The sequence below is a fragment of the Pseudomonas syringae genome, assembly GCF_021606685.1.
Classification (GTDB): domain Bacteria; phylum Pseudomonadota; class Gammaproteobacteria; order Pseudomonadales; family Pseudomonadaceae; genus Aquipseudomonas; species Aquipseudomonas syringae_R.
In genome coordinates, this window is record NZ_WKCB01000058.1 from 1 (window position 1) to 12,315 (window position 12,315).

Sequence of the window (12,315 nt, forward strand, 5' to 3'; positions counted from 1 at the left end):
TTGTCATGCACCCCACTCCACACCATCGACAACTCCGCCGCATCAATCGCAAACGGCGGATCCTCAGCCCGTAACAACGTCCCCTCCGTCAACGCGCAGGCCGCATAATCCGGCACCGTCGCAATAATCTGCGTCCCCGCCAACAACGCCCGCAACCCGCTGAACTGCGGCACCGCCAGCACCACCCTGCGCGCCCGGCCAATCCGTGCCAGGTCCAGATCGATATTGCCGCTCAGATCCCCCGAGAACGACACCATCGCATGGGGCCGCTCACAATATTCATCCAGCGTCAGCGGCGCCGCACCGTCATCGCCACGCAGCACCTTGCACGGAATATCCCGCAGTTTCTTGCGCTTGGCATTCGCCGGCAATTCGGTGGTATAGCTCACCCCCACCGTGATCTCACCGCTGGCCAGCAACGACGACATCAACAGGTAATTGGCCCGCCGCACCACCACGACAATCCCCGGGGCCTCTTCGCGCAGTTGGCTGAGCAAGGGCGGGAACAGACCGAATTCAGCGTCGTCAGACAGGCCGATACGGAACACCGCACAGCTGGTGGAAGGGTCGAAATCCTTGGCGCGGCTGACCGCGCCGGAAATGGTGTCCATAGCCGGTTGCAGCTCCTTGAGTATCGCCACGGCACGTGGCGTGGGCTCCATGCCCCGGCCGTTGCGCAGCAGCAACGGGTCGTCGAACAAATCGCGCAAACGTGCCAATGCCGCACTCACCGCCGGTTGGCCCATAAAGAGTTTTTCGGCCACCCGGGTCAGGTTCTTCTCGAACATCAGCGCTTCGAAAATCACCAGCAGGTTCATGTCGACGCGGCGCAGGTCGTTGCGGTTCATGGCGATTTCCACACAGTTGGCAGTTCATAGGATAAGCACGCAAACCGCTATTTCGATTGCATGCCTGTGCTGTCTTTTTCGACGATTTGCGCCGCTGAACCTGGCGAAATTAACAACGATTAACTCGTCAGCCGAGCGGTCCGGCGTCAAGAATGAAGCGGTCTACACTGCATCCATTCACCGGGAACGCTCCCATCGACTGCGGATATCCGTCATGGCCCGACTTGAGTACTGTACGCCCCGTTTATCCGCCACCGGTGGCCTATGCCCCCGGCGCGAGCGTATTGCCAAACAACTGATCCTCGCCAACCTCGGCGAAAGCCTCGCGATTGCCGACCTGGCCCAGGCCTGCGCGTTGTCGCGCAGCCATTTTTCCCGCGCCTTCAAGTGCAGCACCGGGCTGTCGCCCCAGGAATGGATCCGCCAACAACGTATCCAGCGCGCCAAGGAGCTGATCACCCAATCCTCCCTGAGCCTCACGCAAATCAGCCTGGAATGCGGTTTCTGCGACCAGGCGCACTTCTGCCATATGTTCACCCGCAGCGAGGGCGTCAACCCCATGACCTGGCGAAATCACCAATTGCGTCACAAGCTTCAAGAGATCGCTGCCTAGTGGTCGGCACGTACCTGGAATATGCTGGCCGCTTACTGATCCCAGAGCACGGCCACCCATGAGTGACCTCAGCGACCAGGCCATGCACTTCGGCCCCTACCGCATCCACCCGCGCCAGCGCCTGGTGCTGGAGGCCGGTCGCCCGTTGCGCCTGGGACGACGGGCAGTGGACATCCTGCTGATCCTGCTGGAGCAGGCCGGCAATGTGGTGAGCAAGCAAGAGTTGATCGCCCGGGTCTGGCCCAAAAGCGTGGTGGAAGATGGCAACCTGCGTGTGCATATGGCGGCGTTGCGCAAGGCACTTGGCGATGGCCAGGCCGGGCAGCGCTATATCGTGACGGTGGCCCAGCGCGGCTACAGTTTTGTGGCGCCACTGAGCATCGAACCGATGACCCTGCCCACCCCAGGCGCCACCCAACGCCCAAGTCACAACCTGCCGCTGCGGCGCACGCGCATGCTCGGCCGCCAGGCCTTGATCGACAGCCTGGTGCAACACTTGCCCGAGCAACGCTTTATTACCCTGACCGGCGCCGGCGGCATCGGCAAGACCACCGTCGCATTGCGCGTGGCGGAATTGTTGATCGGGCACTATCCCGATGGCATTTGCCTGCTGGATCTGGCGCCGCTGAGCGCTGCGTCGATGATTGTGCCCAACCTCGCCAGCCTGCTCGACCTGACGCACACCGAGCACGAACCACTGGCCGAGTTCGCGCGCCGCCTGCAAGCGCGTCAGTGGCTGCTGGTGATCGACAACTGCGAACACCTGCTGGACGACATCGCGCTGATCAGCGAAACCCTGCTGCGCCACGCGCCCAAATTGCACATCCTGGCCACCAGCCGCGAGGCGTTGCGCGCCGAGGGCGAACATGTGCAACGCCTCGACCCGCTGGCCTGTCCGCCCGTCTCCGGCAACCGCGCCCAGGCGTTGGGCTACCCGGCCCTGCAATTGCTGATCGAGCGGGCCATGTCCCATCAGGACAGCTTTGAATTGCATGAAGCCGAACTGCCCCTGGCGATTGATATCTGCCAGCGCCTGGACGGCATTCCACTGGCTATCGAATTAGTCGCGGCGCAGATCGAACGCTTCGGCCTGCCCGGGTTGCTGGTACAGATGGAAGACAACTTCCGCCTGCTCACCCGGGGTCGGCGCGACGCCTTGCCCCGTCATCAGACCTTGCGCGCCACGCTGGACTGGAGCTTCGACCTGCTCACCGCTTGCGAACAGATTTGCCTGCGCCGCCTGGCGGTGTTTCGTGGCGGCTTCAGCCTGGCCAGCGCAGCGGCGGTGATTGCCGGGGAACAGATTGCGCCGGCCGAGGTGCTGGGGTCGATCAGCCAATTGGTGGCCAAATCCTTGCTGAATGTGGAGCCCGGTGATGACGAGATGGTCTATCGCCTGCTGGACATTACCCGCACCTATGCCCTGGAAAAACTCAGCGTCGCCCAAGAGCTGGACGCTATCCGCGAACGCCACGCCTCGCGCTGCCTGGCGCTGATGAATCAGACCCAGGACGACTGGGAGCAAACCGCCACTCAACCCTGGATCGACCGCTACGCTCCGCTGCGTGAGGACATCCGCGCCGCCCTCGACTGGGGCCTGGGCGATGCGGGCGTACACCTGCTGGGCATTCGCCTCACCGTCAGCGCCATGCCGCTGTGGCAGGAGCTGTCGCTGCTGCGCGAACACGGTCTGTACGTGGGCAAGGCGCTGGCGCGGCTGGGGCAATCGAGTGCGCCGAGCCAGCGTTTGCACATGGCATTGCAGCTGGCACTCGGCAGTTTTTCCTATCACACCCAGGGTGGTACCGCGCAGACCGTCGAAGCCTTCGCCTGCGCACGGCGCCTGGCGGAGGCCGGCAAAGACCTGGCCGGCCAATTGCGCGCGGTGTCAGGGCAAATGGCGGTCAACCTGTGCGACGGCAACTACCGCGAGGCGCTGGTGCAAAGCCTGCACTTCGACCAATTGGGGCCGCAGGCCGAGCCGTTGCTGGCGCTGAGCGCGCAACGCCTGCGGGTGCTCGCGCAGCACTTCGCGGGGAACCAGGCGCTGGCGCAGCACAATGCCGAACAGGTGATCCAGCGCATGGCCCAGAGCGGCCATCTCAACCGGTTTACCCACGGTTTTGGCGTGCAGTACGACCAGAGCGTGGCCTCATTGACCATCCTTGCGCGCATCCTGTGGCTGCGCGGCTTCCCGGAGCGCGCGTCACGCATCGCTGGCCAGGCGCTCACGCTGGCATTGCAGATCAATCACGGAACGTCGATTTGCTACACCCTGGCCCTCGCAGGGGTAGTGATCGCCCACTACAACGGCGATACCCTCACGGCACGCGAACACCTGGATTTGCTGGTGCAGCAGGCGCAAAAACATTCGGTGCAGCTGTTTCATACCTGGGCGCGCTGCTACGAGGGCACCACGCACATCGCCGATGTGCAGGGGTTGGGCCTGGTGGAAGACATCCTCGTGACGTTCAATGCCTTGCCGGTGGATGACGCCCTGTTCGAGCGCGCCCGAAACGGCGCGGCTGGCTGGTGCACGCCGGAGCTTCTGCGGGTGCGCGCCGAGAGCCTGGCCGACAGCCACGCCGCCGAAGCGCTGCTGCTCGAAGCGCTGGGCCTGGCGCACCAGCAAGGCGCGCTGGCCTGGGAGCTGCGCTGTGCGGCCTCGCTGGCACGCCTGTGGCAGACGCAAGGCCGTGTAGAGGCCGCACGTGACCTGCTGAGCTCAATTTATGGCCGATTTACCGAAGGCTTTGACACCCAGGACTTAGTCCGCGTACGCAGCCTGCTCGACCAGTTGCAGGACAAACGGCCGGCCTGAAAACGGGCCCAGGTAGTGCCCGTAGCCCTGCTGCAAACGCGCCACTTGCAGTGGGTCGCGCAGTTGCGCCAACGCATAGCTGCGCACGCAGTTGAGCAGTCGGTAGCGCGGGTAGCCCGGGCCTGGCTCGAGGGACAGCAGCGACGTGCCGACCAGGCGGGCCAGCAAGTAGGACAGGTCAGCGTGTTCGAGTTCGGTGCCGGCGACCAGTTCGCTCAAGGTGGGCAAGCTCACCGCCATCTTGAACAAGCCCAACTGCAGGAACAGCCAGCGCTCCGGCAGGCTGAGGCGCTCGTAGGTCCAATCGAGGGCGGCCATCAGTGATCGATGACGCTCCACCGCCGTGCGGCGGCCCCGGGTCAGCACCTGCAAGCCCCGGCGCAACTGCGCCTGCACGCCGCGCACGCCCAGGGCGTCCACTTGGGCGGCGGCCAGTTCAAGCGCCAGGGGGATACCGTCCAGGCGCCTGCAGATATCGCGCAGCGGCGCCAGGTCCTGGGTTCGCAACACAAACCCCTGTTGACTGGCGCAGGCGCGCGCAACAAACAACTGCACCGCCGGATACGCCAGCGCCTGTTCAACACTGCCCAACGCCAACGGCGCAGGCAGCGCCAGTGGCGGCACGCGCAGCAGCCACTCTCCCGTGGCCTGCAGCGCTTCACGGCTGCTGAGCAGCACGCTGACCTGGGGCGCTTGTTCGCGTAACACGCGCAGCAGATGCCGGCAGGCACCGAGCAGTTGATCGGCGCCGTCGAGCACCAGCAATAACTGCCGGCCGGCCAATTGGCGGCACAGCTCGGTGGCGCTGCCGCTGGGTTCCAGGTGCAGCGCCGTGGCCACGTGGCGCAACATCGCCAGGGGCGCCTCGACGGTGGCCAGGTCGACCCACCATACGCCGTCGCGGTAGCGTGGCAGAACGCGCTCGGCCAAGGCCAGGGCCAAGGTGCTCTTGCCCACGCCAGCGCAACCGGTGAGGGTCATCAGGCGTTGCCCGGACAGGCGCCGCACCAACAGCGCAAGCAGTTCGTCGCGGCCAATCACCGGGCTGAGCCGGGTCGCCAGGTTGTGCCGGGGCAGAGCCGCCGCGACTGCGCCCTGCACGTGTGCGGCAAAGCTGTAGCCGCGCTGGGGGTCGTTGAGGATCAGGCGTTGGCCGGTGAAAGCACGGCGCAGCGCGGCGATGTGCACCCGCAGGTTGTTCTCTTCCACCACGCTGTGGGGCCAGACCCGTTCGATCAGAACGGCCTTGCTGACAAACTGCCCAGGCACCTCCAGCAGCACCGCGAGGATGTCCAACGCCCGCCCGCCAAGGGGCACCGGCCAGCCAGCCTTGCTGACCAGCCGCTGCTGTCGGTGAAAGGCATAGGCGCCGAAGCGCACCGTGCCATCAGCGTCAATCGCCTGAGGGTTGTTCATGTCTGTCATCGCGCTGAAACACCCGGCCTTGGGCGTTCGCGCGTCCTTTTCCATGGGCTTGACGTTATCTTGCCAGCTACCGATGACAGGACAATGCTGGCACAGGGAGCGACACGGACAATCGGGTGCGCGAGACGGACATCCTGTCGTTAACTGAACTGCTGTCGGTATTGGGTAGGGTTGAGGCCGAGTTTTTCACTGAACAGAAAGCGCATATGCCGCACGCTGCCAAAGCCTGCGTGAAAGGCCACGGTCTTGAGTGGCAGGTCGGTGGTTTCCAGCAACTGCCGGGCACGGTCGATGCGCGCGCCTTGCAAGAAGGCCATGGGCGTCATCTGCACGTCCTTGGCGAACAGCCGCGCAAAGTGGCGCGCACTCATGCCGGCCAACTCGGCCATGGACTCAATGGTGAACGCTTGCTCCAAATGCGCCAGCACATGGTTCTGCACCCGCGTGATCGCGGTTTCCTGGGGCGCCACGGCGGCGGTCATCGGGCTGAACTGGGCCTGGCCGCCCTGGCGTTTCATGACCACCAGCAGCACCTTGGCCACTTCCACCGCGACGTGCTTGCCATGGTCCTGGGCCACCACCGACAACGCCAGGTCGATACCCGCAGTCACCCCGCCCGAGGTGATCAAGCGCCCATCCTGCAAATAGATGCGGTCGGTTTCGACAATCGCCTTGGGGAACGCCCTGATCAGCCGCTCGGTGTAATGCCAGTGAGTGGTCACGCGGTGATCGTCCAACAGCCCGGCATATCCCAGCACAAAGGCGCCGGTGCAGATTGAACCCAGGCGCCGTACCCGCGGCGCCGCCGCCTTGAGCCAGGGCAACAGCGCAGGGTGGCATTCGTTATAGGCGCCCGGGCCGCCTGGCACCAGCAGCAGGTCATAGGCGCCCTGTGCCTGCTCGAGCTGCAGGTCGGTCTGTACCGCCACACCATTGGACGCGCGCAGAGCGCCGGGCTCGGTGCCGATGGTGATGATCTGATAATGCTCCGCCGGCGGCAGGTAGCGGTTGGCAATGGAAAACACTTCGAGCGGCCCGGCCATGTCGAGTAGCAGGAAGTCCGGGAACAGCGCCATGGCCACGGTTTTCATAAAACAGGGAATCCATCGATAAGGAATGCGGCAGGCATTATGGCACGTCCGCAATTGTCAATCTGAGGGCGACAGTTATTCAGAATTCAGCTTCTTAATGAATTTATCAGTAACCATTAATCTTCTTCTCAACGCCGGAGCCCTGCATGTCGCAGCCCGCTCCCACTTGAGGACACTACCATGCTGACCCTTCGCAAAGCTTCCGAACGCGGCGCCGCCAATCACGGTTGGTTGAAGTCGTTCCACACCTTCTCGTTCGCCAACTACTGGAACCCTGAAGAACAAGGTTTTTCCGACCTGCTGGTGATCAACGATGACCGCGTCGCCGCCGGTAAAGGCTTTGGCCAACACCCGCACCGCGACATGGAAATTTTCTCTTATGTGCTCGAAGGCGCTCTGGAACACAAGGACACCCTGGGCACCGGCTCGGTGATCCGCCCCGGCGATGTGCAACTGATGAGTGCCGGCAGTGGCGTGGCCCACAGCGAGTTCAACCACAGTCAGACCCGTGGCGTGCACTTCCTGCAAATCTGGATCGTGCCCGCCGTGGCCGGTGCCGAGCCGCGCTACCAGCAGGAGCACTTCAGCGAGGCGCAGAAACGTGGGCGCTTGCAACTGATCATCTCGCCTGACGGTGCCGACGGTTCCCTGAGCGTGCGCCAGGATGCACGGGTGTATGCCGGGCTGTTCAACGGCGCCGAAAGCGCAAGCCTGGACTTGCCGCCGGATCGCCACGTGTACATCCACGTGGCCCGCGGCAGCGTTGAAATCAATGGCCAGCGCTTGCAGGAAGGCGACGGCGCCCGGGTACGTGATGAGCAGCAGATCCGCTTGAGCCACGGCGCGGACGCCGAGGTGCTGGTGTTCGACCTGCGCCCTCAAGAACGGCCGCAGATGCCGTGACGGTTAGGCGATGGCCCGTTCAAACGGGTCATCGCCGGCATCGATAGTCACCATCAGCGCAATGAAGTTCTCTAAAAAAATGCAACGCGTAACATCCGACCCATACCCGCAACACCCCAACTAAAACACTCGGAGCACACCCTCATGAAACGCCAAATCTTGCTTAGCCTCGCTTTCTCGGTACTCGCTGCAAACGCATTTGCTCACCCTGTTGTCGCTGAAGGCGGCTCGGATCGCCTGATCGAAAGTCGTGTTGCCGAAGGCGGTGCAGATCGCTTGCTGGAACGTCGCATAGCCGAAGGCGGTGCGGATCGCTTGCAGGAACGTGGCCTGGCTGAAGGTGGTGCGGATCGTTTGAAAGACCGTGGTCTGGCTGAAGGTGGTGCAGATCGTTTGAAAGACCGTGGCCTGGCTGAAGGTGGTGCAGATCGTTTGAAAGACCGTGGCCTGGCTGAAGGTGGTGCGGACCGTCTGCGCGGCAACAACGCTTGACCCCGCACTGTTTGCGGGGCACCCCAAACCGGCCTGATCAGCCGGTTTTTTTTCGTCTGCAGTACGGGGCTTATTCGGCCTTGCTATGCGCCGTTTCCAGCCGCCAGGCAGGCTCCCTATAGGCCTGTTTCGCGCCCGACAAGCTGACGGCCACGTGGTTGAGCAACCCTTCGGCGTTGTACTTGGGCACCAGTGCGCACACCAGCAAGAGCACCAGCCCGCCAGCCATCAATGCCGGGGGCACCTGGACCTGTGCAGGCTCAATACGCCACAAAAACACCATCGCCGCGACCGCCCCCAGTACTGCGCCGGCCAGCGCTTCATTGAGTGGGTGGATATAGGGCGCAACGCAATAGGCACTGAACCACCCACTGGCCAACAGCCCCGCCACCGCCGCCGGCCAGCGCAACGTCGGGTTGAACCGGCGCGCCACCAGGCTCGCGCCCACCGTGAGCATCAGGCACGTATTCATGGCATGGCCACTCAAAACGGCAATGTCCAGGTACTCGAATGACAAGCCCCAGCCTTTGAACAACACCTTGCTCAACGCCACAATCGCATACGTGACCACGACCGTGGTTGCCCAGACCCTGAGCGCCCACGGGTTGGAATACCTTAACCACACGCCGATGATGATGGCGGCCGGAATCATGACGGTGATACCGCCAAATTGCGCAAGTTCTGCTCGCATCGTTGCCCGACCATTGAGGTGCCCGTTCCGGCGCCCATCAGACCTTAGCCCCGGGGAAATTACAACGCTGCCGGGCGGCATCGCAAAGTCTTCAGAGCATGAACGGCCACCTCAGAAATGCAAATCACTGATACACAAATCAACCTATGATTCTAGTTTTTTATAATTAGGTTAGAACCAATCGGCATTTTACAGGCCGTGCCCCTGCCCCTACTTTGGACGCGAATAACCGACCCCCTGCACGGTGGAGGTGTTAATCGCGCACTCGACAAGGACAGACCATGAGCATTGAATTCATCGGCTACATTGGCGGCCACCACGCTTCCGAGATCCACCCGCGCAGCGGCCCTACCCTGCAACCCGATTATGTCGAAACCGTGGCCCGAGCCCACGAAGAGGCGGGTTTCGACCGCGCCCTGGTAGCTTTCCACTCCAACAGCCCGGACAGCACGCTGATCGCCTCGCATGCCGCCAGCGTCACCAAAAAGCTGCAGTTCCTCATCGCCCACCGCCCAGGTTTTGCCCAGCCCACCCTGGCCGCACGTCAGTTCACCACCCTGGATGTGTTCAATGGCGGGCGCACCGCCGTGCACATCATCACCGGGGGTGATGACCGTGAACTGCGCGCCGACGGCAGTCACATCGGCAAGGACGAACGCTACGCGCGCACCGACGAATACCTCAGCGTGGTGCGCCAGGAGTGGACCAGCGAACAGCCGTTCGACTTCACCGGCACCTACTATCAGGTCGAAGGCGCGCACTCCACGGTGAAGTCGCCGCAGCAGCCGCACATCCCGCTGTACTTCGGCGGCTCGTCCAAGGCCGCAATCGAGGTGGCGGGCAAACATGCCGACGTGTACGCCCTGTGGGGTGAAACCTACGAGCAAGTGCGCGAGATGGTGACCCAGGTGCGCGCCGAAGCGGCCAAGCATGGGCGTACGATTCGCTTCAGCCTGTCGCTGCGGCCGATCCTCGCTGAAACCGAGGAACTGGCGTGGGCACGTGCCGAGAGCATCTTGCAGCAAGCCACTGCACTGGCCGAGAAGAATGGGTTTGTGCGCCGCGAACCACCGAATGAAGGCTCACGCCGGTTGCTGGCAGCCGCGGCGCAGGGGTCGCGCCTGGATAAGCGTTTGTGGACGGGGATTGCCGGCCTGCTTGGCGCGCAAGGTAATTCGACATCGCTGGTGGGCACGGCTGAACAGGTCGCCGAAGCGTTGGTGGACTACTACGACCTGGGAATTACCACGTTCCTGATTCGCGGCTTTGACCCGCTCAACGATGCGATTGATTACGGCAAGCGGCTGATTCCGCTCACCCGTCAGCTGATTGCAGAGCGCGAACACGCCAAACAAGTCGCTTAAAAACACCGCATAACAATTGTGGGAGGGGGCAAGTCGAATCGTCGCACCGCCCCTCCCACATTTTGCTCTTCATTTGGTCCGGGATCAGTTTTTGTAGTCGGTATCGCTGCGCTCCAACTGCCGGATCAACGCATTCCAATGCCGCGCCACGCCCGGGCCTTCACCGCTGCTGTGCGCCTTGGCCTGTTCTTCGACTTTGGCCACCACCTCCACCGGCGGGAAAATCAACTCAGCGTTTCCTGCCGCCTGCGCCGCGACCTGGATATTGCACGCACGCTCCAACTGCTGCAGCTGCTGAAAGGCGTGCTCAACACTGATACCCGCCGTCAACAAGCCATGGTTGCGCAGGATCATCACGCTCTTGTCGCCCAAATCCGCCACCAGCCGCTCACGCTCGTCCAGGTCGAGCGCGATGCCTTCATAGCCGTGGTACGCCACTCGCCCTGAAAAACCAATGGAATGCTGGGAGATCGGCAGCAGGCCGTCCTTCTGCGCCGACACCGCAATCCCGTCGCGGGTATGCGTGTGCAACACCGCTTGCAGGTCGTGGCGTGCGCCATGGATGGCGCTGTGAATCACGTAGCCTGCGTAGTTGATGCCAAGGCCGGTGGGGTCGTCGACGATGGTCCCGTCGAGGTCGACCTTGACCAGGTTGGACGCGCTGATTTCATCGAACAACAGGCCGAACGCGTTGATCAGGAAGTGCTCCTCCGGGCCCGGCACGCGGGCGGAGAAGTGCGTATAGATATGGTCGGTCCATTTGTACAAGGCCGCCAGGCGGTAAGCGGCGGCCAGTTTGACGCGCACCTCCCACTCTTCCGGGGTAACGCGCTGGCGGACAGTGTTGGAAACGCTGGAGATCGAGGTGACGCTGCTCATGGCAAAACTTCCTGGATGGCCTAAAGGACTTCCAGGCAAGCCTAGGGGATGCAAAAAAATAATAAAAAGCACATTTTAATCTAAGCTAATTATTATATTTTTTTATATCCCACGCAGGCTCACGCCGCGTTGCGGATCTTGTGCAGCGAATCCGCCACCCACTTGCCAAAAGCATCCACCGGCCCCTGCAAATTGCCGAGGAAGTGCGGGTAGATCAGCCACAGGTCCATCACCGGTTTGAAGTCCTTGAGCGGCATCACCGCCAGTTGCTCGCGGTGGGCGCTGCGCTCCAGCAACGGGCGCGGCACCAGGCCCAGGCCCAGACCGTCGGCAACCAGACCCAATTGCAGCTCGGTGCCGAAGGTTTCCAGGTTGACCCGCAAGGCCAGGCCCTGGTCCGACAGCGTGCGTTGCAGGCCGGCGCGGAAGCCGCAGCCATCCGGGTTGAGGATCCAGCCGTTCTGGTACACGTCCGCCAGCTTGCAAGGCTTTTTCGGCAACTGGGCCTTGGCGCAGACCACCACCAATTCCATCTTGCCGATGGACTCACCCACGACGTTATCCGGAAAGATCTTGCCCGCCGGGAACAGCGCAGCCGCAGCGTCCAGCTCGCCGCGCTCGATCTTGCCGACCAACTGGCTGCCCCAGCCGGTGGCGACCTGGGCGCGCAGGTCGGGGTATTCGGTGCGCAGGTGCTTGAGCGCGTCCAGCAACACCACATCGCCGATGGTCTGCGGCACGCCCAGACGCAACAGGCCGGTGGGCGGTGCGTCGGTAGCCACGAGTTCGCGCAGGGCATCCATCTCGCGCAGGATCAGCCGGCACTGTTCATACACGCGCGTGCCGATCAGCGTCGGCTTGAGTGGCTTGGTGTTGCGGTCGAACAACTCCACGCCCAGCGCCTGCTCGAAGTTCTGCACGCGGCGGGTGATGGCCGGCTGGGTCAGTTGCAACGACTCGGCGGCATGGCTGATGGACTGGCAACGAATCACTTCGACAAAGGCATCGATATCGTCAATTTTCATTTGGGCCGCACATAGAGAACAGTCATTAAGATGTGTGCGAAGCATAGTTGCAGGAACGCTGGCTGGATAGTCCGGGCTGTGATCGATAACGTCTAACGCTATGCAGACCGGTTCTAAATTACCTTCAGCTATAAGCTAATCATTAAAAAATAGCATATTAACC

11 protein-coding genes are annotated in these 12,315 nt (G+C 62.6%); 5 read left to right on the forward strand and 6 right to left on the reverse strand.

Going from position 1 to position 12,315, the window contains the following annotated elements; all coding sequences use genetic code 11:
• A partial coding sequence (locus GIW02_RS19965) for a LysR substrate-binding domain-containing protein (protein WP_236422003.1) occupies positions 1–848 on the reverse strand: 848 nt, incomplete at its 3' end.
• A 214-nt stretch (positions 849–1,062) separates the two neighbouring features.
• Here GIW02_RS19965 and GIW02_RS19970 point away from each other — a divergent pair.
• Both GIW02_RS19970 and GIW02_RS19975 read left to right on the forward strand, forming a co-directional pair.
• A complete protein-coding gene (locus tag GIW02_RS19970; protein ID WP_236419977.1) occupies positions 1,063–1,461 on the forward strand; it encodes a helix-turn-helix domain-containing protein in 399 nt (132 codons plus the stop codon).
• Between the two features lie 58 nt (positions 1,462–1,519).
• Positions 1,520–4,282: a winged helix-turn-helix domain-containing protein gene (locus GIW02_RS19975; protein ID WP_236422005.1), complete on the forward strand. Its 2,763-nt coding sequence runs from the start codon at positions 1,520–1,522 to the stop codon at positions 4,280–4,282.
• On the opposite strand, the gene GIW02_RS19980 is transcribed toward GIW02_RS19975, so the two are convergent.
• Both GIW02_RS19980 and GIW02_RS19985 read right to left on the reverse strand, forming a co-directional pair.
• Complete coding sequence (locus GIW02_RS19980; RefSeq protein WP_236419155.1) at positions 4,229–5,752, reverse strand: winged helix-turn-helix domain-containing protein; 1,524 nt, start codon at positions 5,750–5,752, stop codon at positions 4,229–4,231. The genes GIW02_RS19975 and GIW02_RS19980 overlap by 54 nt on opposite strands.
• A 95-nt stretch (positions 5,753–5,847) precedes the next feature.
• Entirely contained in the window at positions 5,848–6,798 is a 951-nt protein-coding gene (locus GIW02_RS19985) for a GlxA family transcriptional regulator (protein ID WP_236419153.1), read from the reverse strand.
• Between the two features lie 180 nt (positions 6,799–6,978).
• Between GIW02_RS19985 and GIW02_RS19990 the strand changes: the two genes are divergently transcribed.
• On the forward strand, positions 6,979–7,701 hold the full coding sequence (locus GIW02_RS19990) for a pirin family protein (RefSeq protein WP_236419151.1): 723 nt from the start codon (positions 6,979–6,981) through the stop codon (positions 7,699–7,701).
• A gap of 144 nt (positions 7,702–7,845) precedes the next feature.
• Entirely contained in the window at positions 7,846–8,193 is a 348-nt protein-coding gene (locus GIW02_RS19995) for a hypothetical protein (RefSeq protein WP_236419149.1), read from the forward strand.
• A 70-nt stretch (positions 8,194–8,263) separates the two neighbouring features.
• Here the strand turns inward: GIW02_RS19995 and GIW02_RS20000 are convergent, their stop codons facing one another.
• Positions 8,264–8,884, reverse strand: coding sequence for a hypothetical protein (locus tag GIW02_RS20000; RefSeq protein ID WP_236419148.1), 621 nt, complete (start codon positions 8,882–8,884; stop codon positions 8,264–8,266).
• 281 nt (positions 8,885–9,165) lie between these two features.
• Here GIW02_RS20000 and GIW02_RS20005 point away from each other — a divergent pair, with 281 nt between their 5' ends.
• Positions 9,166–10,248 carry an LLM class flavin-dependent oxidoreductase gene (locus GIW02_RS20005; RefSeq protein WP_236422007.1) on the forward strand — a complete coding sequence of 361 codons (1,083 nt, stop codon included), beginning with the start codon at positions 9,166–9,168 and terminating at the stop codon, positions 10,246–10,248.
• Between the two features lie 84 nt (positions 10,249–10,332).
• Here the strand turns inward: GIW02_RS20005 and GIW02_RS20010 are convergent, their stop codons facing one another.
• The gene (locus tag GIW02_RS20010; RefSeq protein WP_236419256.1) at positions 10,333–11,127 is read right to left on the reverse strand and encodes a class II aldolase/adducin family protein; all 795 of its coding nucleotides are present in this window, start codon (positions 11,125–11,127) and stop codon (positions 10,333–10,335) included.
• A gap of 119 nt (positions 11,128–11,246) precedes the next feature.
• Positions 11,247–12,152 (reverse strand): LysR family transcriptional regulator, encoded by a 906-nt coding sequence (locus tag GIW02_RS20015; RefSeq protein ID WP_236419258.1) that lies wholly within the window; start codon positions 12,150–12,152, stop codon positions 11,247–11,249.
• Positions 12,153–12,315 lie beyond the last annotated feature (163 nt).